20 protein-coding genes and 4 pseudogenes are annotated in these 23,039 nt (G+C 67.9%); 10 read left to right on the top strand and 14 right to left on the bottom strand.

The annotated features are described in order from the left end of the window. Positions 1–99: 99 nt before the first annotated feature. Both purB and AB852_RS39550 read left to right on the top strand, forming a co-directional pair. Positions 100–1,386: an adenylosuccinate lyase gene (purB, locus tag AB852_RS06265; RefSeq protein WP_073784382.1), complete on the top strand. Its 1,287-nt coding sequence runs from the start codon at positions 100–102 to the stop codon at positions 1,384–1,386. A gap of 100 nt (positions 1,387–1,486) precedes the next feature. Beyond that, positions 1,487–1,765, top strand: coding sequence for a GNAT family N-acetyltransferase (locus AB852_RS39550; RefSeq protein WP_245876679.1), 279 nt, complete (start codon positions 1,487–1,489; stop codon positions 1,763–1,765). Between the two features lie 558 nt (positions 1,766–2,323). Here AB852_RS39550 and AB852_RS41290 read toward each other — a convergent pair. After that, a pseudogene (locus AB852_RS41290) lies at positions 2,324–3,109 on the bottom strand (ATP-binding protein); the annotation flags it as partial. 266 nt (positions 3,110–3,375) lie between these two features. Here AB852_RS41290 and AB852_RS06280 point away from each other — a divergent pair. The 3 genes from AB852_RS06280 (at position 3,376) to AB852_RS06290 (ending at position 5,872) form a co-directional block, all read left to right on the top strand. Continuing rightward, on the top strand, positions 3,376–4,764 hold the full coding sequence (locus AB852_RS06280) for an NsdA family TPR-like regulatory protein (RefSeq protein WP_073785525.1): 1,389 nt from the start codon (positions 3,376–3,378) through the stop codon (positions 4,762–4,764). A gap of 75 nt (positions 4,765–4,839) precedes the next feature. Further along, positions 4,840–5,322 carry an SAM-dependent methyltransferase gene (locus AB852_RS06285; RefSeq protein ID WP_073784384.1) on the top strand — a complete coding sequence of 161 codons (483 nt, stop codon included), beginning with the start codon at positions 4,840–4,842 and terminating at the stop codon, positions 5,320–5,322. Positions 5,323–5,557: 235 nt separating this feature from the next. After that, on the top strand, positions 5,558–5,872 hold the full coding sequence (locus AB852_RS06290; RefSeq protein WP_073784386.1) for a hypothetical protein: 315 nt from the start codon (positions 5,558–5,560) through the stop codon (positions 5,870–5,872). 60 nt (positions 5,873–5,932) lie between these two features. On the opposite strand, the gene AB852_RS06295 is transcribed toward AB852_RS06290, so the two are convergent. From AB852_RS06295 to AB852_RS06310, 4 genes are all read right to left on the bottom strand, one after another. Continuing rightward, the gene (locus tag AB852_RS06295; RefSeq protein ID WP_073784388.1) at positions 5,933–6,241 is read right to left on the bottom strand and encodes a hypothetical protein; all 309 of its coding nucleotides are present in this window, start codon (positions 6,239–6,241) and stop codon (positions 5,933–5,935) included. Positions 6,242–6,401: 160 nt separating this feature from the next. Beyond that, complete coding sequence (locus AB852_RS06300) at positions 6,402–6,650, bottom strand: hypothetical protein (RefSeq protein ID WP_073784390.1); 249 nt, start codon at positions 6,648–6,650, stop codon at positions 6,402–6,404. Further along, positions 6,647–6,952, bottom strand: coding sequence for a hypothetical protein (locus AB852_RS06305; protein ID WP_143201181.1), 306 nt, complete (start codon positions 6,950–6,952; stop codon positions 6,647–6,649). The genes AB852_RS06300 and AB852_RS06305 overlap by 4 nt, the downstream gene beginning before the upstream one ends. A gap of 131 nt (positions 6,953–7,083) precedes the next feature. After that, complete coding sequence (locus AB852_RS06310; RefSeq protein WP_079184415.1) at positions 7,084–7,734, bottom strand: TetR/AcrR family transcriptional regulator; 651 nt, start codon at positions 7,732–7,734, stop codon at positions 7,084–7,086. Positions 7,735–7,814: 80 nt separating this feature from the next. On the opposite strand from AB852_RS06310, the gene AB852_RS06315 reads away from it, so the two are divergent. The 3 genes and pseudogenes from AB852_RS06315 to AB852_RS37665 all read left to right on the top strand — a co-directional run bounded on the left by AB852_RS06315 (position 7,815) and on the right by AB852_RS37665 (position 9,286). After that, positions 7,815–8,222 (top strand): RidA family protein, encoded by a 408-nt coding sequence (locus AB852_RS06315; protein ID WP_073784395.1) that lies wholly within the window; start codon positions 7,815–7,817, stop codon positions 8,220–8,222. 54 nt (positions 8,223–8,276) lie between these two features. After that, entirely contained in the window at positions 8,277–8,489 is a 213-nt protein-coding gene (locus tag AB852_RS41600) for a transposase (protein ID WP_107499132.1), read from the top strand. 44 nt (positions 8,490–8,533) lie between these two features. Beyond that, positions 8,534–9,286: pseudogene (locus AB852_RS37665) on the top strand (transposase family protein). Positions 9,287–10,454: 1,168 nt separating this feature from the next. On the opposite strand, the gene AB852_RS06340 reads toward AB852_RS37665, so the two are convergent. Beyond that, positions 10,455–13,700, bottom strand: coding sequence for a DNRLRE domain-containing protein (locus AB852_RS06340; RefSeq protein WP_245876619.1), 3,246 nt, complete (start codon positions 13,698–13,700; stop codon positions 10,455–10,457). A gap of 433 nt (positions 13,701–14,133) precedes the next feature. Here AB852_RS06340 and AB852_RS39185 point away from each other — a divergent pair, with 433 nt between their 5' ends. Continuing rightward, complete coding sequence (locus AB852_RS39185; protein WP_143201183.1) at positions 14,134–14,364, top strand: hypothetical protein; 231 nt, start codon at positions 14,134–14,136, stop codon at positions 14,362–14,364. A 569-nt stretch (positions 14,365–14,933) separates the two neighbouring features. Here AB852_RS39185 and AB852_RS06345 read toward each other — a convergent pair. From AB852_RS06345 to AB852_RS39190, 4 genes are all read right to left on the bottom strand, one after another. Continuing rightward, positions 14,934–15,227: a hypothetical protein gene (locus AB852_RS06345; protein ID WP_073784399.1), complete on the bottom strand. Its 294-nt coding sequence runs from the start codon at positions 15,225–15,227 to the stop codon at positions 14,934–14,936. Between the two features lie 581 nt (positions 15,228–15,808). Next, positions 15,809–16,111, bottom strand: a complete 303-nt coding sequence (locus tag AB852_RS06350) for a thioredoxin domain-containing protein (RefSeq protein WP_073784401.1) — start codon at positions 16,109–16,111, stop codon at positions 15,809–15,811. Between the two features lie 396 nt (positions 16,112–16,507). Further along, positions 16,508–17,728, bottom strand: coding sequence for an acyl-CoA dehydrogenase family protein (locus tag AB852_RS06355; RefSeq protein ID WP_245876620.1), 1,221 nt, complete (start codon positions 17,726–17,728; stop codon positions 16,508–16,510). A 343-nt stretch (positions 17,729–18,071) separates the two neighbouring features. After that, positions 18,072–18,962, bottom strand: a complete 891-nt coding sequence (locus AB852_RS39190; protein WP_073784405.1) for a ParB N-terminal domain-containing protein — start codon at positions 18,960–18,962, stop codon at positions 18,072–18,074. Positions 18,963–19,764: 802 nt separating this feature from the next. On the opposite strand from AB852_RS39190, the pseudogene AB852_RS40550 reads away from it, so the two are divergent. Further along, positions 19,765–19,884, top strand: a pseudogene (locus tag AB852_RS40550) (DUF255 domain-containing protein); the annotation flags it as partial. Positions 19,885–19,929: 45 nt separating this feature from the next. Here AB852_RS40550 and AB852_RS40555 read toward each other — a convergent pair. The 4 genes and pseudogenes from AB852_RS40555 to AB852_RS06380 form a co-directional block, all read right to left on the bottom strand. Continuing rightward, positions 19,930–20,016: pseudogene (locus AB852_RS40555) on the bottom strand (DNA-binding protein); the annotation flags it as partial. Positions 20,017–20,119: 103 nt separating this feature from the next. Beyond that, entirely contained in the window at positions 20,120–20,851 is a 732-nt protein-coding gene (gene cas6e, locus AB852_RS06370) for a type I-E CRISPR-associated protein Cas6/Cse3/CasE (RefSeq protein WP_079184325.1), read from the bottom strand. Beyond that, positions 20,848–21,687, bottom strand: a complete 840-nt coding sequence (cas5e, locus tag AB852_RS06375) for a type I-E CRISPR-associated protein Cas5/CasD (protein ID WP_073784409.1) — start codon at positions 21,685–21,687, stop codon at positions 20,848–20,850. The genes cas6e and cas5e overlap by 4 nt, the downstream gene beginning before the upstream one ends. Then, positions 21,684–23,039, bottom strand: coding sequence for a type I-E CRISPR-associated protein Cas7/Cse4/CasC (locus tag AB852_RS06380; RefSeq protein WP_073784411.1), 1,356 nt, complete (start codon positions 23,037–23,039; stop codon positions 21,684–21,686). The genes cas5e and AB852_RS06380 overlap by 4 nt, the downstream gene beginning before the upstream one ends.

Genomic DNA, 23,039 nt, shown 5'->3' on the forward strand with positions numbered 1-23,039 from the left:
GGAGAATTCCGCAGGTGGTCACGGCATCAGACTGCCATACCCCGCCACTTGAATAAGTATCCTGCGGCTGGCAAGAATGCCTGCGAAGGGACTCCGGTGATGATTTCCCGTTATTCGCTGCCCGAGATGGCGGAACTCTGGACCGACCAGGCCAGGTACACCACCTGGACGAAGGTGGAGGTCCTGGCGACCGAGGCGCAGTCCCGGCTCGGCCGGGTCCCCGCGAGCGCGCTCGCGGACATCCGGCGGGCCCGGGTGCCGGCCGCCGCCCGGGTGGCCGAGATCGAGCGCGAGCGCGACCACGAGATCCTGGCCTTCCTCGCCGCCTACTGCGAGGACATCCCCGACGACTCCGCCCGCTGGGTGCACCTCGGTATGACGAGCTACGACCTGGTGGACACGGCCTTCGGCCACACCCTCGCCCGCGCCTGCGACGTACTGCTCACCGCGGTGACCCGGCTGCGCGGCGTCCTGGTGGACAGGGCCGTCGAGCACTGGGACACCCCCTGCATCGGCCGCACCCACGGCATGCACGCGGAACCCACGACGTTCGGCCACAAACTCGCCGGCTTCGCCTTCGCCGCCGACCGCTGTGTACGGCGGCTGGAGACCGCCCGCGCGGAGGTCGCGGTCGGCACGGTCTCCGGCTCCGTCGGCACGTACGCGCTGATCGACCCGTACGTCGAGGAGTACGTGTGCGCCGAACTGGGCCTCGGCGTCGAGGAGGTGCCGAGCCAGGTCGTCTCCCGCGACCGGCACGCGCAACTGCTTCAGGCGGTGGCGACACTCGGCGCCTGCGTCGAGCAGATCGCCGTCGAGGTACGGCTGTTGTCACGCACCGAGGTCCGCGAGGTGGAGGAACCCCGGACGGCCGGCTACCAGGGCTCCAGCGCGATGCCGCACAAACGCAACCCGACGACGGGCGAGCGGCTGACCGGCCTCGCCCGGCTGCTGCGCGGCTACGCGGGGATGGCCGTGGAGAACGTCGCCCTGTGGCACGAGCGGGACCTGTCCCACTCGTCGGTCGAGCGGATCGCCGTGCCGGACGCGCTGACCGTCGCCCACTACCAGGCGACCGCCGCGGCGGACCTGATCGCCGGACTTGAGGTCTCCCCGGAGCGGATGCGCGCGGCGATCGACGCCACGGGCGGCCTGGTGTACAGCTCGGCGGTGCTGGCCGAGCTGCTGGAGGGCGGCACCGAACGGGAACACGCCTACCGGGCCGTCCAGTCCGCCGCGAACGGCGTCATCACCACCGGCGGTGACTTCACCGCGCTGCTCGGGGCCGAGGGCATCGACACGGGACCGCTCGGTCCGGAACGCTTCCTGGTCCATCACGACGTACTCCTCAAGCGATTGGAAACCCTCCGTGGACATCAAGCGTGAGAACGGCGCCGATCTCGACCTGGACGAGGTGCTGGCGGTCTACCGCTCGTCGGGCCTCGGCGAACGCCGCCCGGTCGACGACACCGCGCGTATGGCGGCGATGGTCCGGAACGCCAATCTGGTGATCACCTGCCGGATCGACGGCGCACTCGTGGGCATCGCCCGCAGCGTCTCGGACCTCTCCTATGTCACCTACCTCTCCGATATCGCCGTGAGCCGCGAACACCAGCGCGCGGGCATCGGAAAGGCCCTCATCGACGCCACCCGCAAGGAGGCCCCGACAGCCAAACTCGTCCTGCTCTCGGCCCCCGCCGCGGCGGACTACTACCCGCACATCGGTTTCACCCGGCACGGATCGGCGTGGCTGCTGAACCCGTGAGGCGTGCGGCGTGACCCGGAGTTCCGGGGCGGCGATTCCCCGGATCGCGGTGCGATGCGGTCGTGAGCGGGACGGGGCGTCACCACCGGGACGACGCCCCGCCCCGAACGGGGTGAGTACGGCCGGGCAACCGGAACATGGCGATCGCCAGCCGCTCGTACCCTCACGGCACTCGGGGTCGTCGTCCCCCACCGGCACGAGCAGATGGTGGTCGCCACCGGTCACCCCGTCCGAGTCCCCGGCCACCACGCTCGCCCACGCGGACCGCCAGGCGGGGTACTCGGGAGCGTCGTGCCCCGCGATGTCCTGGTGCTCACCGACGACCACGTGCCCCGCGCGTTCGGCGTGCCGCCGCAGTACGGCCGGCACCGCCGCCCCGCCCTCCTCGGTGGGGTACAGGGCGTAGAGCGACACGCGATGGGGCTCGTCGGCGACCGGGGTGCCCGTCGCGTGCGCTGCCCCGCTCCGAGGTTCCTCCGCGAGGTCCGCCGCGGTGGGAGCGGACGTGGCGTTCGCCGGGCAGGGCTCCTCCCGGGAAGTGCGCAGTCTCATCCAGACCGATTTGCCCGGGGTACCTGTGTCGACGGTGTGGGTGGTTCCCCACGCGTCGGCGATGCTCTGCACCATCTCCAGGCCGCGGCCGTCCGTCCCGTCGTGGCCGGAGTGGCGCCGCAGCGGGGCCACGGGGGACCGGTCCCCCACGCTGACGCGCAGCGCTCCGGCGCCGAGCTCCACGGTCACCGCTACCGGATCACCGGGAAGCGATCCATGGACGATCGCGTTGACGACGAGTTCGTTCGCCGCCGCGGTGACCAGGTCCGCGTCCTGGGACAGTCCGGCACCCCAGGTGTCCATGACGCCCGCGATCAACCTCCGTACGGCGCGGGCGTGCTCGGGCCGCGCCGGGAAGACGGCATGACACGCACGCGTCCGCTGTCCCTCCCCGCCGGAGGGTGAGGTGCGGGGGAGCGGGCCGGGGCGGCCCCGGACCAGCTTCCACGGCGACACCTCCCACGCGGCGGGCCGTACCGCCTCGACCCTGACCTGATCGGCCGCCAGTGCCTCAAGAGCCGCCTTGCGCCCGGCGGTGCCGACGGCGAGTTCATCGGTGGAACGCACCACCAGGACGGCCGGTCCTCCGTCGGGGATCAGACGGCTCAGGAACCGCCAGGCGGGACGGCACCCCAGCGCCAGGTCCGTCCCGACGGCGTCGCACACCGCCGCGCGGACCTCGTACCGCCGTTCCTCGGCGAAGCCGGTCAGGTCGGACAGCGCGGTCATCGCCGCGCCGACGTCGGGACGGCACGTGTAGACGAAGGCCGTTCTCACGGTGCTGTTGGACATGGGGGACCTCCGACTGGCGCAGGAGTGACGACGGCTGGACCGGACGTACGGGCGGACGCGGCGTCGGCCGGGAGGGCGCCGCGTTCCGGCCGGGACCGGAGCGGTGCGCGTTCCGGTCCTCTCCGTCGATATCCCTACCGATCGTGACGGTGCGGAATATCGTGGTGACACAGAGGAAACCGTCCTGGGTGGTGTGCGGGCACCCCCGGGGCGGCCCGGAAGTCGCCAAGGCCGCCAAAGATCATTTCGGAACCGAGGGACGCACGATGGCGCGCACACGCAACACCCGGCTCGCGGAAGTGATCCGGGAGACCGGCTGGCCGCAGACCCAGGTGGCGACGCACTTCTTACGCGTGGCCGCCGAAGCCGGAGCGGACGAACTCCTGACGGTGTCCCGCTCCCACGTCTCCATGTGGGTCGGCGGGACACGACCCGAAGGGCGGGCCGTGGCAGTCTTGTGCGAGACGTTCTCGCGGAAGCTGGGACGCGTCGTCACACCCGCACAGATCGGTCTCGCTCCGGTCGGGGAAGAGCAGCGAACCGGCAGCTGGGACATCGGCACGTTGACCGCGCTATCCGAACTCGGGGGTACCCAGATGGACATAGCCCGCAGGCGGCTCCTCAAGACATCCGCCTACTCGGCCGTCGGCACGGCACTTCCCCCCGACACCTGGTGGGACCAGGCCCTCACCGACGCCCAGGCCCGCCGACCCCTCTCGCGGGACCGGGTCACCGGCGCGCACGTCGAAGCGGTGCGCGACGCCCACGCCCACTACTCGCGCGGCGATCAGCTGCTCGGCGGGCGTGCGGGCAGGAGCGCGCTGACCGCCTACCTCCACACGGACGTCGCCGACTACCTGGCCGCCCGCATCCCCTCCGAACAGCTCCGCAAGGACCTCATGTCAGGAGCCGGTGAACTCGCCTACCTCGTGGGCTGGATGAGCTTCGACAGCGCCGAGCACGGTCGGGCCCAGCACTACTTCCGACTCGCACTGCGTATGGCCGCCGAAGCCGACGACGCGCCCCTCGCCGGACACATCCTGCGTGCCATGTCCCACCAGGCCGCCGATCTCGGCCACAGCCGCGATGCCGTGAACCTCGCCTCCGCCTCCGTCGAGCGCAAGCGCTACACCGCGGCAGGTCCCCGTGAACGGGCCCTCATCGGGGTCGTCCACGCCCGTGCCCTCGCCGCTGACGGCCAGCGGCGTGCAGCCGTCGCCGCGCTGAGGAGGGCCGAGGACGACCTCACCGCCGCCGACCCCGCCGCCGGTGCCGAACCGCAGAGGGTCTTCTTCTTCGGCGAGGCGTCCCTCGCCTCGCAGACCGCCCACACCCTGACCGCACTCGGTGATCTGGACGGCGCCGGACGGCAGTTCACCCGCAGCGTCCGCACCCGCCGCGCACAGACCTTCCGCCGCACCCACTCCGTCACCCTCGGATACCTCGGCGCCGTCCAGGTCAAACAGGGCGCCCTTGACGCCGCGATCGGCACCTGGACCGAAGCCCTCGACGCGATGGAAGGCGTCCACTCCGGCCGTGCCACGGAGACCGTCGTCCAGATGCGCCGCGCACTCAGCCCCTTCCGCCATCGCGGCAACCAGGCCGCCGGCGCGCTCGACGACCGGGCGCGCACCCTGTTGCGCCGCACAGGCTGACAGGCCCATGCCGGGACACCGGCGACGCAGCCCGGGACGTCACCCGGGCGCCCACGAACGAGCCGAGGGAGAACCGTGCCGGACACCTACGAGTCCACGCCCGTAGCCACCGTCGTCGGTGGCCACACCGGGGTCGCCGACGACTATCAGGGCGGCATGGAAGCGCTCATCCGGCTCCGGGACGACTTCCCGGCCGAAACCCTCCAAGGGCTGGCCGAGTTCTCCCATCTGGTCGTCACCTGGCACTTCCACCTCGCGCGCCCCGATGACGTGGCCCTCCATGTGCGCAGCCCGCGCGGCAACCCGGCCTGGCCCGCGACCGGCACCTTCGTCCACCGCAACCACCGCCGCCCCAACCAGCTCGCGACCTCGTTCCCCCGTATCCTCGGCGTCGACGGCCGCGACATCCGCGTCACCGACCTCGACGCGGTCGACGGAACACCGGTCCTCGACCTGGCACCCTGGTTCCCGTCCATGGGCCCACGCGGCGAGGTGCGCGTGCCGTCCTGGGTGGACGACATGCTCCCCGACTACTGGCGCCGGTCCGACGAACGCTGAGCCCGGCCCGGGCCCGACCGACGAGGGCCACCAGGGCCGGGCCCTGCTCGACCGGGGGTCGCAGCACCACGCGGATCCGTCGCCGGGCGCACAGCACGTGCGTGGGGAGCGCATCCCGACTGCCGGGCGCCCGGGCCGCGCCCCAGGACACCTGCCCCTTTGCGTCAGTTCCGGACGGCGGGGGCCGCCGGTCCATAGTGTGGGGACCCACCGAGCCGGGCGGAGGCAGAACCTGATGGCGGACCGAGCCGAACCGACCTTCACGACCTACATCGGTGACGGCGAGCTGGTGGTCCTGCCCGCCACCATCGACGGCATTCGCGCCGCCCTCCCCCCGGAGCGTCACGCCGCTTTCGAAACCGCCGTGGGCACCACTCACGCGGAAGAACTGCTCGCCGTGCTCCAGTACTGGGCCCAGGAGACCAGTCCCGAGCTCCGCGCCTTCCAGTACTCCGTGTTCGAGCGGTTGGAGCGCGGCGACGACAGCGGCTTCATCCCCGCCGAAGAGATGCGCGCCCTCCTCGGACACGACTCGCAGGGACCCTGGTGAGTGGCTCCTACCGCGTCCAGTACTCGAACCAGGCAGCGGACGCCCTCCGGAAGATGACCGTCACCGTCGTCCACCCGGATTGAACAGGACAGCGACCTCGTCCTCGGACACGGTCCCCGTGAAGTCGCCCTCCGCGATCCGCCGGAACGCGGCCTCCTTGTCAGCGATCAGGTCCGGCCGGGTCCGTTCCGCCCAGGTGGCGAGGAGTTCCAACAGATCCTCCGCGCCCGCGTTCTCGACAGCCTCGGTGAAGGCCGCTCGCTCGGCGCTGGGAAGGGCCTCCCGGATGTCCTTGATGGTCGCGGGCAACATGACCAGGTCGCCCCCGCTCAGGTAGGTGCTGAAGGTCCTTCCGTAGCTCTCGGACACCGTTCTTCTCACCCTTGTCGTCGTCGTTGTGCCGGGCGCTTGTGCTGCCATGGAAGGTGGTACGTCCGGGGCCGAAGTCGCTGGGCCGGAACAATGCCGCCTTGACGCGTTGAAGAGATCAGTCCGCCTGCTGCCGCCAGGGGGCCCGCCATGACGGCGGTCAGGGCGCGGGCACGACCCGGAGCACGGTGATCGTCAGCACCCCGCTGCTCACCTCGTACCGGATGACCGCGACGCAGCCGATCGTGGCGTCCCTGCGGTCCCTGTCCCCCTTCACCGCCCGCGATCCGCACCCATAGGGGGCTCGGGCGAGCACCGCGACGCCCGTGTCGAAGTCCTTCCGCCGCTTGGGGACAAGAGCGCCGCGTCCCGCCTTCGCCTCATCGGTGTAGGCGATCCGGTGGCTCATGGGGCGCTCCGGTACTCGTCGTCGCCCAGTTCGTCGGCGAACGTCACCCCCGTCAGATCACCAGCGGCCAGCCTCTCCGCCAGGGCTTCCTCCGCCTCATCGTGCGGGGTGGGAATCCGCATCACCCACCGCATCAGGGTCATCTGGAGCTCATCGGCGGACACGTTCTCGATCTCCGCCGTGAACTCGGCCCGTTCGGACTCGGGCAACGCCTCACGGACACCCCGGATGGTCGACGGCACCGTCACCGGGCCGCCCGTCATATACATCGTCAGTGGCTCACGCCCACTGTCATTGCTCATCCCGGGACCCCCTCCGAGCACGTGGGCGCGTGGCACCCGCAGGACGCAGAATGGCGCCCAGCGTAGGCCGTTCGGCCCGGCAGCGGACTGCCCCCGAGGGGGCGCGTGTGATTGCTGGGGGGCGCGTGCGGCTAGGGCCTGTGTCTCCGATCGGGAGAGTTGGGCCGGGCTGGGGCCGGCCGGCCCCAGCCGTGCTCAACCGACCGGCGGCATCGGGCGGGTTCGTCTCCTGCACTGGTGAACAGTGCGGTCAGCATGGGTGCGCCGTGCGCAAGGGTCTGGTGCGGCAGGGGGCCTGTGGCGACGAGGGATGCGAGTCCGTGACCGACTGTCCAGCTCTGTGTCGCCAGTTCCTGCGGGTCGACCTCGTCGCGGAAGCGGCCGCTCGCCTTGGCCCGCTCGATGGCCTCGACGAGGCGGTGCAGGGTTTCGTCCGCGGTGCCGGCGTCTTCGAGGTCGAAGCCCGCGTCGAACATGACGCGGTAGAGGTCAGGGTTCTCCAGGGCGTTGGCCAGGTAGGCGCCGCCCAGGGCGGCGAGGTCCCGTACCGGGTCCGCGGACATCCTGACGGCCGCAAGTCGGGCGGCCAGGCGGGTGAAGCCTTCTTGCCGCAGCGCCTTCCAGAGGCCGTCCATACCGCCGAAGTATGTGTAGACGGCCATCGTTGATACGCCGGTTCCGGCGACCAGGGTGCGCAGCGTGACCGGTTGCCTCGTCCGCAGCATCTGTGCGGCCCGTTCGAGAAGCAGGGAGCGGACCGCTGGATCTTTCGTCCTTGCCATGGCCTCACAATACATAGCGTCGTTATGCTTTGATGAGTGCTGATCTTGCTGTTCCCGACGCCACGAGGAAGAGGCCGTTCATGTCTGTGACGCTGCTCAATCCCGAGGGATTGCCGAAGCCCGAGGTCTACCGGCAGATGTCGGTCGCCACCGGATCGAAGCTGGTGTTCCTCGCGGGACAGGTCGCCCGCGACGCTGACGGCCGGCCCGTGGGCCAAGGGGACTTCGCCGCTCAGGTCGAGCAGTGCTATCTCAACATCAGCACCGCTCTGGCCTCTATCGGCGGCTCCTTCGACGACGTGGCGAAGCTGACCGTCTACGTCGTCGACTGGAGTCCCGAGAAGATGCCGCTGCTGGGGGAGGGCGTTGGCCGGGCGGCAGCGAAACTGGGCATCGATCCGGTCAAGCCGATCACCCTGCTGGGCGTCGCGGCGCTGGGGGAACCTGACCTCCTGGTCGAGGTCGAAGCCACCGCGGTCATCGAATAGCCGTACCTCTGCGAACAGGGAGACTCTGGGCCTGCCCATGCTGAGTCGGGGGATCTGACGGGCGGCGAGTGGGCAGTGCTGGAGCCGTCTTTGCCGGTGGGCAACAACCGGTGCGGCCGTTGGCGCGATCACCGGCAGGTGATCAACGGGATCATCCACCCGCTGGGCACCGGGGTGCAGTGGCGGGAACTGAGTCCTTTTCAACCTGACCGTGGGGCTGTGGTGTTGGTCGGGGCGGGCTGTACGAAACGATGGAGCTCCTGGTAGATGGGTTCTCGACCAAGATCACCCGTGTCCGCCAGGCGTTTCGCGTGCTTGTCTACCCATCGTCGATCGACCTGTCCAGCAAGACCTTGCGGCACCCGGCCGGGCAGCTTGCAGTCCGGCGACGGGAGACCGGTACGCGGTGGCGACGGCTGCCAGCCGGCCGGCAGGCCCTGCTCGCCCTGGCCTATCTGCGGTGCGGCGACACCTACGCCCGGCTTGCCGCTGGCTTCGGAATCGGCATCGCGACCGTCTACCGGTACGTACACGAGGCCGTCGAAGTCCTGGCCGCTGGCGCACCGACCCTGGCTGAGGCGATAGAGACGGCCCGGAAGAAGGCGTTCGTGATCCTGGACGGCACGCTGCCGATCGACCGGATCGCCGCCGACACCCCCTACTACTCGGGAAGACACAAGCGTCACGGCTTGAACGTCCAGGTCCTCACCGACCCGTTCGGCCGACTGCTCTAGGCTTCCCCGGCCCTGCCCGGAGCCACTCACGACCTGACCGCGGCCCGAAGCCATGGCATCGTCGACGCACTCGCGGCCACGGGACTGAAGTGCTGGGCGGACAAGGCCTACCAAGGCGCCGGCCGGCACATTCGAGTCCCCCTCCGGGGCCGCCGGCTCAAGCGCTGGAAGCGACGGCATAACAGTAGTCACGCCAAGATCCGCTGCGTCGGCGAGCAGGCCATGGCCGTGCTGAAGGGTTGGCGCCTCCTGCGGAAGCTCCGCTGCAGCACCAACCGGATCACCGACATCGTGAAGGCCATCCTCGTCCTCCACCACACCTCAACATGAGGTTGCAAAAAGGCTCCTTGTGTGGGGGACCGGGAAACGATCGGGGCGGCGACATGGAGACATCGCCGCGCGCCGGTAAGGCAGTCGCTTCCTACCCCGAGGACGACCACCTTCACACTGCACGGATGGAAGCGTTCCACCCTTACTTGCTCGATACACCTAGGAACACTTCTTCGACGGAGAAGTTTCCGGCAGAACCGTGCGGAACCGTAATGCCCCCGGATGGCGCCAGGCGATGCGCATGCCAACCGAACAACACAGCAAGCGCCGGAGAGCGCCGAGCATCCGAGATACGGCGAGTCCGGTCCTGGGAATCACCTGCATCCGGCGTGAATGGGGGACCCTTAACGGATTGGGAGCCGCTGTGGGCGGCGATGCCGATGGTCCTGAGCCGGAGAGCGATCCCGGGCGGTACAGGAGCGGTTTGCCGGGACGGTGCGTGTCGGACGACGATGGCAAGGTCCGTCCGTGCGACGTCCGTTGTAGCGAGCGGGCGGGCGGGCGGGCGGGCGGGCGGGCGGGCGGGCGCTCGCTCCTGCTCCCTGTCGAGCGAACTATGCTGTTGGCGACTCAACTGTCCACGTGTGAGGTGCCCTTGAGTAGGCTGCTGGATTCATACGAGACCGAGGTATCACCGAGTTACCGGATCTTCGGGTTGGTTGATACGAGTGTGGATACCTATTCGCCCCACACGGATCGCGCGAACTGGATCCTCTCTGCCCCGGGGATGGTCTACTTGCAGGTTCCACCCCAGGTCATCCGTGCGTCCGTACGGTTGGAAAGCTGGTCGACAACGCCGCCCGGGGACGATGCGCAGTGGTGTGGTATCGCGGACGTGGAGGTGCAACTGCCTTGTGGGGAACTTGCATTGGAAACCATCGACGGAGGCCAGACGCAAGTACCACTTGTCCTCCCGTCGCCTGGATTGTACGGAATGCGTTGGCATTGGATATTCAACCACCAGCGTGGGCCCTTCACCTCGCCGCTGGCGGACCAAAGATCCGCCCTGCTCATGGTGCCCGGGCGAGAAGAGGATTTGCGTGGTGCGGATCAGTACTGCCTTGTCCGGATCTGGCGCATCGAAGCCAGCGAAGAGGCAGAATGAACGCGAGGGGCCGGCCCTGTGGGCCGGCCCCTCTTGATGGCATTACCCGACAGCGGCGACGGCTCAGTTGCCGACCGTGATGATGAACGGGTCGTAGCTCAAGATGCGGTCGTTGTCGTACCATGCGCCGAGACGTCGCCCGGCTTCCTGATTCTCGATGGGGTCGATGTAGCGGACGGAGAAGTCGTCGCGGTACGGCTCGCCTTCGTACTGATGGCGCGCGGCACCCTGATAGCTGGAGGCGAAGGGGAATTCGTCGCAGTCGAGCTGCACTCCGGCCGGCGGCTGGCCTGGAACGGCGGGATTGTTGCACGTAGAGGTGACGACGGAGCGATTGGCGTCGTAACGCGCCTTCTCATTCGCGCCGAATCCGGGCACGAGCCGATGCATCGGGTTCAGGGGGCTTCCGCCGGGAAGCTTCTTGCTGGCTTTCGTCGGATACGTGCCGCCCGGGTTGTTGAGAGCGTCGCCGATGTGGTCCGCGACGGCCGCTACCCCGTAGTAGGGCTCCACGGGAGCAGTAGGAACGGACTTGTCGCTCCGGTCGTAGCGGAGGGCGGGCGTAGCGTCGGGGAAGACGGAACCTGCTTGCGCTCGCTGGTTGTAGGCAGCGCTGTCGAAGCGGATTTCTCCCTTTTCACCCCCAGCGGGTATGACTTGGGAGTATCCGGGGAGGGTGAATTTGAGGATCGGTGTGAACTGACCTGTGGCGATCTGATCGCCGTTGGCGAGGTCGGGCAGCTTGGGGGCGAGGGACCACAGGTCGAATGTGGTGTCGCCGTTGTGCTTCCACTGGCTGGGTGAATCAGTTCGTCCGACGTGGATACCAGGCTGGCAGGCGTCCTGTGCGGTGGGGCTTCCCGGCACTCCTATGGCCCAGTCCCCCTTGCATTCCAGTCGTGCTTCCAGCTTGGCGCCGGCTTTGTTGAAGTCGCCGCTGGAGAGGAAGACGTCCACATTGAAGTCGAATTCGGCGAAACGAGTCAGCGTGCTTCCGTTCAAGCCGCCGATCTGACCTCTACCGATCAGGGTGTTGGTAGAAATGAATGTGCCCTGTAGGTAGCAGCCGGGGGGCCACAAACCGCACTTGACCGCTGGCATGACCGTCATGGTCTCCTGGCAGTACGAGAAGCGGTTCTTGAGCCACCCCGACGCGTTGTCCGCGTCGTCAGCGTTTCGGCACTCGTTGGTGCTCGCGATGTACTCGTACGGGTGCTGGCCGTTGTTCTCCGGCTTGCGGCCCCGGTTGAACCGGTGACTGGGAACGGTGTAGGTGCGTTCCCAGACAGCCTTCGGCCCGACGGACGTCGGTGTGGTCTGGCCCATGGCGGGGCGTGTGCGCGGTTTGAGCCCCAGTGCTTCCAGATTCCCGTCCCTGTTGAGGATTTGATCGACCTGGGCGGGGTTGGCGATCAGAGCGGGATCGTTGATCGTGTAGGCGTCGCCGGGTTGGAGAGAGGTGGGAACGCCTGCGGCGGCGGTCTCCGCGACGAACGTCCGCCAAGGGGACCAGCCCAGGTTGTAGTGGGTGCCGTCGTAGGCGTTGGTGCGGAACTTGTACATCTTGCCGTCCACGAGCTGCCCGCCCGGCACCTGGACGGTCGCCCACGTGCCCGGGGTGACGAAGGCGGAGACGATCACGCCGTCCCCGGCAGGAGTGGTGATGGGCGTGTTGGTTTCCGCGTCGTAGACCTGGAAGCTGCCGTTGACCTTGTCGCCGTTCGCGTCCGTGAACTTGTCCCGCAGCGTCGGTGTGAGGGTATTGACACCCCAGACCTGGTTGTGGGTCCGAAAGGGCGGCCCTGCTTGCTGAGCCGTTCCGTCGGAGGGACGGTAGTTGTAGGTCACGGTCAGCTTTGGCTGGTTCGCCGTCGCGTTGCCTGAGTTGACACGCTTCCAGCCTCGGGTGTCCGCTGCGGCAGCGCGCAGGCCCATGTAGCCGCGGGTCGCCTTCGCCGAGGCCCAGGTCTGGACAAGGACGTCCACGTCGGCGTTGATCCAGCCGTCGGGCTGCGCGGCTGTGCAGCCGGGGTTGCCGCGAGTCTGTGCTGAGGCGTGGTACTGCTGGTGCCAGGTGGGCTGGCTGGTCCACCTGGAAGAGGTGGACGCCTGCGTGGTGTCCCACACCGTCCATTGTTGGTTGGTGCAGTCGGTGTTGCCGGAGTGGAAGTTCCACAGCGCCAGGTTCGTGTCGATGATCAACGCGTCCTGAATGGGCGTGGTGTTCCAGTGGATGAAGGACCGGGCGAGCCGGGTGGTGCCGTCCGGGTTCTTGGTGCCAGGGTCGCCGAAGTCGAGTTCGGTGTCGGTGGACAGATCGACGGCTTCGCCGCGCTGCACATACGTGTCGAACGTTGAGGCAAGACCGGAAGTCGAAGGGTCGACCGTGACTGGGTATCGGGTTCTGGGGTCGGCGAGGAATTCCGCGCTGGGTGTGACGACCAGGTCGATGCGGCCGGTGCCCTTGTCCACTACCTTCATGCCGACGCGGACACGACGAGTGTGTTCGCCGGACGGTTTGTCCACCGAGGCGTCCCACATGACTGGAGCGGGCATCACCGCTCGCCGCTCTCCGGTCTCGGTGTCGCTGAACGTCACCGATCCGTCTTTGTTCGCCTTGGCCTTCAGCCCCTTGGCCTTGATCGGCAGGATGTAGGAGTATGCGCCGGAGGGCCTCTTGCCGATCTCCACGAACTGTTCGAAGCCGGTCCGGGTCGCTTCGACGATGACATCGGCCCCGGGGACTGCCTCCCGATAGCGGGCGGTGGTGCCGGTGAGCTCCGGAGCGGGAAGACCACCCTTCCACTGGAGCGTCACCGCTTGGTCACCGGTACCGAGGGTGACGAGGTCACGAGGGGCGGCGTTCTGGGCGTCGGCCAGCGAGCGCGGCACCGTGCCGCCGTCGCCTGCGAGGCGCAGGCCGTGGGCATGCTCCTTGGCCTTGACGGTGCCGTCGCCGGACCTGGTCAAGGTGGCATCGACCTTGCGCCACTTGCCGGCCCGCCACACTCGTTCGGGACCGGAGGTCAGGTCCGTGGTGAGGGTGCCATCCGGATTGGCCACCGTGTAGGAGGTTGCTGTCGTCTCGTCCTGGGCGACGACCGCTTTGCCGGTCTCCCGCGCCTCCAGGACCGCCCACGCTTTGGAGCCTTTGGAGTACCGGGGCGCTTGCTTTGCGCCGGTCGGCGAGGTCTTGGATGCTGTGGGCCGAGAAGACTCTGCCGAAATGCCGAGCGACTCTTGACCGCGCTCCGGTTCGGGAGCTGCCGCTGCCTGACCGGCGCCGACGACGCAGACCTCGGCGATCACCGCCAGTATGGTAGCCGCCGCAATTCGGCTACGTATTCTTTGTCCGTTTGAAGCCGCATGGGTGGGTAAGCTCATAAAATGCCGTTCCCTTCCTGCTGGACTGAACAGGCTGCCTGCGCGAAGACCGCACGGGCGTCAGTACCTTAGGCAGACGGGTCAGCACTTTTGGGAGCTGATTTCAGGACGCATGCAATTGGTCAGGCTTTTCGGACGTCAGACGGCATCGGTGTAGGTGAACACGTATGCCAAACGTCAGATGGATCACAGTGCGGCCAGTCTCGGGAAGAGGTAGCGATGTGCGCGTCCATTGCTATTTGTCTTGTGGTGCCCGGCAGTGCTCGCTGTGCTGGGGTCGCCTGCCCTTGATCGGTCGTGCGCTCGTGTTAAACGCTTTATGCTCGTACCGGTCTACGAAGGGTGCGAGAAGGTGAAAATGACGCATCGCACACCCGTGTGTGATGGTGCTCCGCTTATCCGGGGTGCCGACTACGCGAACTGGCTACGCGGGAACAAATGGACCTTCAAGGGCCGCTTGTGTGCTGCCGAGAGCGGAAAGGAAGAGCGCAAGGCTTACATCGGGCATTTTGGTGATTTGCGAGAGTGGCTGAATGAATCGCGGCTGAGAGTTTTATTTCGCGAGCGAATGATCTCGCCGATTTCGTGAGAATTCCGGATGCTTGTTTCGGGTGCATAGTTGTGCGCTGCACGGCGAGGGGGCCCGGCTGTTGCCGAAGATCCAAGGTGGATCTGTATGCAGCTAGGCGCCGTGGTGCGTGTCAAACCCTTTCGAACCTTGCCCTCCAGCGGAGGTGCGGCGTCGAATTACTTGCGTCGCATGAGCTGTTGCGGTCGGCGCGTTTCGCTGCCACGGAAGCAGCTGCCGCCGTGGGACCCGGCTGGACCGGTTCGGGCGTCGCCGAGTCGGCTGCTTCCGAGCATGTGACACGCCGATGTGAAGTGTCTGGCGACTCCCGATCGCCGCAGGCTCTGCCCGGCGGAGAATCTGGGGTGGGTTTCGCCGCGTAACAGGAGAAGTGAGGCAATGCGGACTCCTGCTTCGTGTGGGCGTCGCCCCCTCTGTTTTCGGCGGCTCCGGTTCGCCCGGCATCCCGGCGGCAACGATCACCGGACCCTCCCCCCGCTGACCGGCCAGCCCGAGAGCCCCGGAGCCCCACGCGGCGTCCCGGACCGCGGCGGAGTCGGGCTCTCAACCCAGGCCGACCCCGCCGATCGTCAGCTCCACCTCGTCCCCGTGCGGACGAAATCCCGGACCAGCCAGGTACAGCCCTCGATCTGCGTGCCCGCCCCGGTGGTGTAGGCAGGGACGGCGAGTACGGCGTCGGCCGGGCCGTCGGTGCGTAGCTCCGCGTCGGTGGTGACCGAGTCCGAGAAGCGCAGGAGCACATCGACAGGCCGTGGCCGGTCGGCGAACGTCTGGGGGTCGGGCAGTCCCTGGAGGCGGCAGCGGGCGCCGGGGTAGAGATGCGTATTGCCGCACACGGCCAGGAAGGTGTCGGGCTGGGGCATGGGTGGGCTCCGGTGTGCGCGGTGGCGGTCGGGCCCCTCGCATTCTGGTGGCGGGCCCGCCCGCGCCGTGGCTCGTCCTGGCCGGGCTGCTCCCGCCGTCACCCGGTCGGCCGGGCTGCCCCCGCCGTCACCCGGTTGGAGGCGGGGCCACCGTGCTGCGTCGCTGATCAGGCATACGTCCTGTCCGCCTGGTCCAGCTCTTCGCCTGTGGGGGTCGCTCCCTGGGACGGACACGTCCCCGGACCACTCCCAGGGCCTCACCGCGCTGGACAGGGCTGAACCGTGAGGTTGCCGTCCCGGCCCACCCGGGGAGCCGAACCGCACGCATGGCCCGTGCCGGACCAGAGGCCGAGACCGGGACACCGCCCCGGTCTCGGCCGGCCGCTGCGGACTCGGGCCAGCACACCAAGGCATCCGCACCGGGCGCTGAACGGCCCACACGGCTGGCGCCCTGTTCACCTGCCGGGGTTGTCCCCGTGGGCGCGAGGCCGCTCTGCCCGCCCCCGGAGGTGTGGTGTTCACGGGGAAGCGTCACGCTGGTGCGATTCACCCGTCGCGGGCCCCGGCGGGTCCGGGTGGGCCTACACGGTAGCGGCGATCCAGCCGACGGTCTCCTCGGTGTGCGTGCCGTCGGCGGTGACCTTGCCGCTGGCGTGGAGTTCGTTGATACGGATCTTGAATCCGGTCGGGGTGACGTCCGCGATCCGCAGTCCCGGTGTGTCGGGGCCGTTGAACGTCTGGACGAAGGGGGTCACGATCACCGTGGAACCGGCGGGGAACGGGGCGGGGAAGGTGACCTGGGTGAAGGTCGACGTATCGCCGCCCGTGGTGGCCACAGGGCGTGTGGAGTTCAGCTGGAGCTTGCCCGTCTGGATCGCGCTCACGGCATCCACCTCTCAACGATCAGTCACCGCTTGAGGACCTGAGCAGCCCGGCGGTGCTGGATGTCTGACGCCTCTTGTGGGGCGCCGCGAGGAGGCTGCCCGGGCGATCTCCGGTTTAGCGGGATTTCCACCCTTCAGGGTGGTCATTCTTTATAGGGCTACGTCACCCGTCGGGATCTGCTTCCGTACCGGCGGACACGCACCTGCCGGTGCGGAAGCAGATCCCTGGCCGACGCAGCGTGAAGAGAACCCGAGAATCCCGGGACCGTATCCGGCCTTCCGGTCCGGGAGCTCCCGGGCATCACAGGTTCCGGCCCCCCGCTGATGGCAGGAGGGGCGCCCGGTGTCGGTCGGCCTCTGACCGGGGGAGGGTCGGACCCGGGTGGCCAGGCCACGTCACGTCAGGTCGAGGAAGCTCCAGTGGGCGTCCGGTGCGGCGCCGCTCAGCCACTTGCCGCAGTTCTGGAGTACGACCGGGCTCGACGTGATGTGCTGCGCGCCTGTACCGAGGTCGCGCAGGAAGCGGTCGAGCGGGCCGCGGCGGATCGCCGCCGAACCGGCCCAGCGGTGCACGGTGCGGCCCACGCCGGACACGGTCGAGGTCGTGTGATTGAGCGCGAGACGGATCAGGGTGTCCTGCTCCGTGCTCGGCAGCTCACCCTTGTCCAGCGTCCGTTCGACGTCCCGCCATACGTCGTTCGCCCAGGCACGGGCGGCCCGCAGCCCGGCTTCGGCCGTCGCGTACTCGGCGTGGAACTGCGAGGTGTCGACCGCCGCGCCCCGCGAACCGGTCCGCGCCGCCGCGACCCGCTTCATCTCGTCCAGAAGCCGCCGGCCGACGCCGAGGGTCCACCCCGTGTGCCCGATCGCCGACAGGTTGACGAGGCCGAGGCGGTAGAGGGCGCCACCGTTGAGCGGCGTGTCCGTGGTCGCGGCGTAGGTGTACTCGCGCGGGACGTACACGTCGGTGCAGTGGTAGTCGACGCTGTGCGTCGCGCGCAGCCCGAGCACATCCCAGTTGCCGTCCAGGGTGACCTGGGACTTCGGCATCGTGAGGACCCGCTGCTCACCGGTGCCCTCGACCTGGAACGCGCTGTGGATGTGGGTGGCGTGTGCCACCCCGGAGGCGAACTGCCACTGACCGCTGACCCGGTAGCCGCCCTCCACGGGCACGGCCCGGCCGGGGCGCGTACCGTGCCCGGCCAGCAGCGCGTGCTTGCCGTTCGGTATGTCCGGGAACAGCTCGGCCGCGGTGTCCGCCGCGAGGTACGCCGCGGTGGTCCCGGTGATCATCTGGAGCGCGACCATGGTCCACCCGGCCGCGGCATCGTGGTAGCTCACCCGCTCCGCCGCCTGGATCAGCTGCCGGGGCGCGAACTCGTACCCACCGAGGCCCAGCGGCAGCTCGGCCCGCACGATCCCCGTGTCGAGCAGCGCGTGTGTCGTGTCCTCGGGGAGCCGTCCCAACTCCTCGGCGGAAGGCGCCCGTTCGTCGAGCGTCGCCCCGAGCGCGTCGATCCGCTCCAGCACCCCGGCCAGTTCCGCACTGACATTCAGCCGGCCCTCGTCGCCCATGGAATCCCCCTCGTCGCGGCTGTGCCCGATTGTCGCACGCACGTCCTACGCAACCTTTGGCCCGACCGCCACCGCGGCCCGGACCCACGCCCGTCCGGCGTCAGTGCCGCCATCGCCCGATCCGGGTACGCGCCGTGCGACGATGCCGATATGAATCGCCTGGCGGACTCCCAGTCGCCCTACCTCCTCCAGCACGCCTCCAAGCCCTTTGGATTGGAGGCCATGAGGAGGGGAGGCGATGCAAGAGGCTAAGCGGGGCGATGCAGTCGATCCTTCTCTGTGGGCTATTCGCCGGACTGCCTGCCTGATGCCCCTGACTTCGGTTGTACGGGCGCAGTGGCGCTGCGGCTTGTGATCGGCCGGCTTGGTGCTACAGCTGCTTTCTCTATGCCTGAGAGGCCGAGCTCCCCTCAGGCAGCACGTGCACGGGCCTGGGCATCTTCTCTCCGCGCTGGAACCGAAGCTGTTTGACGGGTCTCTGAAGGACCCAGGCGTTCCATGCCTTCAGGTACAGGCCAAGCTGCCCGCGGGAATCGTTGCGACGGCGTCCACTGGTACCTGTACCAAGGGAAATCAGCGCATTGCGAAGGGCTAGCCGGGCATCTCCTGGGGAGAGATCGGCACCGGTCGTCACGCCCCTCACCCATGAATCCTGATCGACGCCTGGTGACGCCTCATGCGTCGTGTAGTAACCGACTGCCGCAGCAGTGGGAATAATGAGACGTTCTTTGCTCATGAGCCGCGCGATCCCGCAGGCCCTCGTTACCTTCTCTCGATTCGCGTCCAGGAAGGTAAGTACCTGGGCGTTGGTGAGGCGAGAGGAGTGCCCCTTCCATTCAGTGTCGGGCATGGTGCTGAAGAGGTGGATGTGCCGAATGGTGGCAGCCAGGAGGGCTGAGTCCTGCTCGCCTTGCATGGCGAGGACGGTCGATGCCGTGCGAGAACGGCCAGTATCCATGACGGAGAACGTTTCGGCTGCCACGTTCTCGAATACAAGCAGCGGGACTGTTTGGCCGGATTGCCGGATGGCTTCGAGGCGATGCTGTCCGTCCAGGAGGCGACTGTCGGTCCAGAGTCCTGAAAATGCGATTCCTTGATGACTGATGAGCCATTCGCCCCTGAGGATCGCCTCCCGGAGGTGCGATACTCGCCCTCTGTCAAGGGGACGGTTCTCGCGGTTACGTGTAAGCATCTCAGTAGCCAGGGCTGGCGAGATGTCCATGACGCCCGACGAGAGGGGTAATTCTCGGGAGGCGGTCTGCCGAGTGGTGGTCATATCGCCCAGTGTCACGCGAATTTCAGCTCTCTCATGCCATTCGATCGCATCTCATCGTAAGTTCTCGTTGTTGGTGCGCCAGGTGCATGAGTCTGATCGATCCATCTCAAATATTGATCATATTCTCTTCACGTCATCCGAGCTGTGGGCATGGCCTTGGATGTCATGACGGCTGCTTTCCTCGTGACAGGGATCAGTGTGTGGTGGCCTCTGCGAGAGTCGGCGCGTGATGCCTGGCGCGTCATCGGGAGAGCCTCGTCTGAGGTCTGGCGGGAGCCGTGGGAGACCCTCCGAGATGACATACTGCTACGTCCGGTTACCGGTTGATGTGCTGGTGAGTGAGCCGGATCGGTGTGTCATGTCTGAGCTCGACCTCTCTGGCGAGGCCCATCACCTTGACGTCACCGAAGAGCTGAGCTGGTGAGCATCGGTGCCTCTGCTGGGGGGCAGTCGGAGTGTGCCCGTCGGGTCGGTTGGCCGGTTTGCTCTATGGATTGGCCAGCTGTCTTCGAAGTGCCTGAAGGTTCCGGAAGTTGGCTGTCGACTCAAGCTCCTTGTGATGCTCGTCTACATGATTCTTGTGGTCATCAGCGCTGCCGGTGCCGGTCTCCTGTGGAGCGTGCTCAGCCATGAGCGTTCGGCAAGCCTGAAGGCTGCCAGCGGGACGTTCCTGAGCTTGGCCGGGGTCACGGTCGCCCTGCTCCAGCTCCCCCTTTGGCCATAGCAGGAGTCACGACGGGGTCTACTCGCTGGATTGTGTAGGAGCGGAGGCATGAACCGACTGGCACACTTCCAGTAGCTCTACCTCCTCCAGCACGCCGAGAACCCCGTCGACTGATGGCCGTGGGCACCCGATGCCTTCGAGGAGGCGCGGCGGCGCAATGTGCTCGTGCTGCTCAGTGTGGACGACTCCGCGTGCCACGGGCGCCTCTGTACTCACAGACCCTGTAGTCGGTGGTGCATACCACTCTCTGATGATCACGCGCTTCCCACAGAGCTTCGACCAGTCGTCGTGCTCGGAGGTCAGAACGATGACGGGATCCGGGACGCGGAGGCCGGATCGCGGCGGTCCAGTTGGGACCTCGGGGGCAAAATCCCCTTGGTGAACCCCGTTCCGAGCGCCGCGACCCGGCCGTGATCCGGCAGATCTTGCTCGGTCAACTACTGTCTGGGGAACGAACCAGGAGCAGTCCCGCACCGTAGGAGCGGGCCCGGCCGACGCCGTTGGCAAGGGCCTCGACGAAGGTCTCCGGGTCGGTGACGGTCAGCTCTCCCTTCAGCTCCGCGCGCCCGATCCTGGCACCCTGGTGCTTGGCTGTCAGGCTCAGCTTGGGCAGCATGCGCACGGCTATGCTGTCCGTCACCCCGTGCGCCCCGATGCGACGGACACCGAGGGGACCTACGCGTTCCTCGCCGTCGGCCTGAAGACGATCGGCGAACCACTGTCGGACATGACCGGGGGTCGAGTCGGACAACCGCTTGCGGGGTGCGTGATCGTGCTCGCGCGCCCCACGCTGGCGCGTGGGGTTCACCACGATCCGGAAGGTATATGTCTCTCCGGTGCGGACCGCCATGTCGATCGGCAGGGTGGTGATGCCGTCGGTCAGGGCCGCACGGGGAATGAACGACCAGTCCGACTGGACGCGGGACTGGACGATAAGGACCAGCCTGTTGTTCCTCAGGTCCAGTGTCCAGGCGTGCAGGATGCCCATCTGGGCCCGCGGATCCGGCTCGCCCGGCGTGATCCATCCATTGAATCCCGACATCACGAGGCGATGCATGATGTGCGGGTCGAGAATGGCCTTCTGTGCCAGAACATGACGGGCGTCGAGGTGGAGGACGCTGTGGCAGGCCACGAAGCGCGCGACGGTGGTGGAGGCCGTGGTCACAGCAGGTGCTCCCATCCGATGGACTGACCCGGTTCAATGCGCACGCGTCGTTCCCAGCGGGGTGCGTAGCTGCGGTGGGTGGGGTGAAAGCTGACCGGCTGGTCGTTGATCCGAGAGGCGCCGGTGGTGCCGGGCGCCACCTCGACCCAGGTCCACGGCTGTTCGCTGGTGGCCTGCGGGAGCAGGCGGGTGGTAGCGAAGACCTCCTCGATGCATCCGGGGTGCACCCCGCCGGAGATCTCTCCTGCGGGCGGGCAGGATTTCCGCCCGAGCCACAGGAGGCGCCGAGGCTGTTCCAGAGCCACGGCCAACTCGTCCAGCATCTGTTTGTCCTCATGCTCGACCGCCGCGACGAACTGGGCATCCGCGAGGTAGGAGCGGTTGGTGATGATCGGATTGCGGTGCCCCGTGCGGGCCAGGAGCTGGCCGCTGTCCGCATCAGGAGCGATGCCCTTGGGCGCCCCGTACCAGCCGTCGGCTGAGGGGCTGGGCATGACACCGAACGCCCTGCCGGGCACGTCGTCGAAGAGCGGCGCCATCGTCCGGTTCAGCCGGTGGTCGGTGATCAGGTCACGGGGGCGAAGGGGATACCGTCCACCGCCGACGGTGTGGTAGTCCTCAACCGGGGTGCCGGGCCGGTCGGCACGCACTGCGAAGCGGAGTTCGTCGAGCGGCGTGATCGGATCCTCCCGGTTGAACCCCACGGCAGCGGCGAGCAGACCGACGAAGCCTGATTTGGTGGGCCTGAGGTGTGTGTCCCGCTGGTCGAATCGCGAGCTGAGCCCCCAGGACTGGAGAGGGCCGGCCAAGCGGGCCAAGAGTACGTACGGGCTCACGGGGTGGTCATTTCCTCGACGGAACCCGCCTCGGTGGCGACGAGCGCGCCGTCCTGGTCTGCGAGTTCGGTCAGCAGCTCCTGGATGTCCAGGTCATAGGTGAGGACGCGTCCCCCGTCGATGTCGGAGCGCTTACGCGTGACCAGGCGGTGCTGTGCGAGGAGCCTGCGGGCAGCCGAAAGAGCGACTCCGCCACCCGCCCGCTCTTCGATCGGCGATTCGAAGGCCGCAGAGTAGTTGAACGGACGTGCCCCCTCGAAGGCGAGGACCAGCTTGGGCAGAGAGCCCGTGGAGGCGGTGGTGTTCTTCTTCGCGTGGGGCATGGCGTCGACGAAGGCCTCGACGAACTGGCGTTCCGCCGCGCGGGCGGCCTTGTCCACTTCCTCGGGCGGCATCCCGCCAGCCGCCAGGTTGTTCCGCAGCTGCACTCGGTCCAGCGCGGCGTGCCGGTAGAACGTCCCCGAGATCAGGGACTGGTAGCCCGTCATTCCCGCGCCCGCATCGTCCGCCGCGTCGAGGAAGTCTAGGGCGTTCGCTTTGCGCCGGATCTTGGCATCGTCCGCGGCGCTGTAGAAGTCGTCGATCTGATTGGCCCTGTGCACGGTGAAGGCGGGCCCGGTCATCACAGCGCCGTCCACGTTCGGCGAGTCCGCGATCTCGGCGAGGAAGCGCCCGTACAGCGCGATGTCGATAGCGTCCCTGGGGGCGAGCGCCGAGAGTACCCCGGCCCGTACCTCTCTTGGCAGAGGAGGGATGCGCGACTCGCTCGTCCCCTCCTCGCCGTCGGCCGTCGGCTCGGTATCCGCAGCCCTTCGTTTCCTGCCTCGGGAACCGCTGTTCGCAGCCTCCCGAGCCGCTTGGAACTCCTTGATCCACCCGGCCACGGCCTCGCGCTTGGCGTCGATGGAAGCGCCCAGCTTCTCTCCGGCGTCCTCGGGAGCGAAGACCAGCACCTTGGTCAGGTCGCGGGTGCGCTCCTTGTCCCCGAACTTGAGCCCCACGCCTTCCAGGACGGCTTTGGCGGTCGGGAGGGCCTCGGCCCGCTCCCAGCCCAGAACGCAGAGTGCGTCCGCAGTGAGAAGCGCCCACTCGCGGGTGCGCATGCCCATCGTGTAGCCGGCCAGCGCTCCCTCGCCCGCGTTCGCACGGTCGCGGCCGAGCGTCCGTTCCGCCCGCCGGCGCGCCTGCGACGTGATCAGATTCCGTGTCTCGCCACCGAACGGGATGATCTTCGCCATCCCGTTCTCGTCGCGCACCGGCAGCACTGCCACCAGGCTTTCGAGCGCGTGGAGGGAGAGGAACTGGTGGCAACCGAGCTGTTCGTACACGGCGTTGCTGCGGATGATCGTCAC

Origin of the sequence: Streptomyces uncialis, from assembly GCF_001905345.1 — a bacterium.
GTDB lineage: Bacteria > Actinomycetota > Actinomycetes > Streptomycetales > Streptomycetaceae > Streptomyces > Streptomyces uncialis.

What these genes read in the sequence shown, in the direction of transcription:
- AB852_RS06290 (WP_073784386.1), top strand. Translation starts at nt 5,558, where the DNA reads ATGGCGGACCGAGCCGAACCGACCTTCACGACCTACATCGGTGACGGC.
- AB852_RS39190 (WP_073784405.1), bottom strand. Translation starts at nt 18,962, where the DNA reads ATGACCACCACTCGGCAGACCGCCTCCCGAGAATTACCCCTCTCGTCG.
- AB852_RS06305 (WP_143201181.1), bottom strand. Translation starts at nt 6,952, where the DNA reads ATGAGCAATGACAGTGGGCGTGAGCCACTGACGATGTATATGACGGGC.
- AB852_RS06310 (WP_079184415.1), bottom strand. Translation starts at nt 7,734, where the DNA reads ATGGCAAGGACGAAAGATCCAGCGGTCCGCTCCCTGCTTCTCGAACGG.
- AB852_RS06345 (WP_073784399.1), bottom strand. Translation starts at nt 15,227, where the DNA reads ATGCCCCAGCCCGACACCTTCCTGGCCGTGTGCGGCAATACGCATCTC.
- AB852_RS06315 (WP_073784395.1), top strand. Translation starts at nt 7,815, where the DNA reads ATGTCTGTGACGCTGCTCAATCCCGAGGGATTGCCGAAGCCCGAGGTC.
- AB852_RS39185 (WP_143201183.1), top strand. Translation starts at nt 14,134, where the DNA reads ATGACGCATCGCACACCCGTGTGTGATGGTGCTCCGCTTATCCGGGGT.
- AB852_RS06300 (WP_073784390.1), bottom strand. Translation starts at nt 6,650, where the DNA reads ATGAGCCACCGGATCGCCTACACCGATGAGGCGAAGGCGGGACGCGGC.
- AB852_RS39550 (WP_245876679.1), top strand. Translation starts at nt 1,487, where the DNA reads ATGGTCCGGAACGCCAATCTGGTGATCACCTGCCGGATCGACGGCGCA.
- purB (WP_073784382.1), top strand. Translation starts at nt 100, where the DNA reads ATGATTTCCCGTTATTCGCTGCCCGAGATGGCGGAACTCTGGACCGAC.
- AB852_RS06280 (WP_073785525.1), top strand. Translation starts at nt 3,376, where the DNA reads ATGGCGCGCACACGCAACACCCGGCTCGCGGAAGTGATCCGGGAGACC.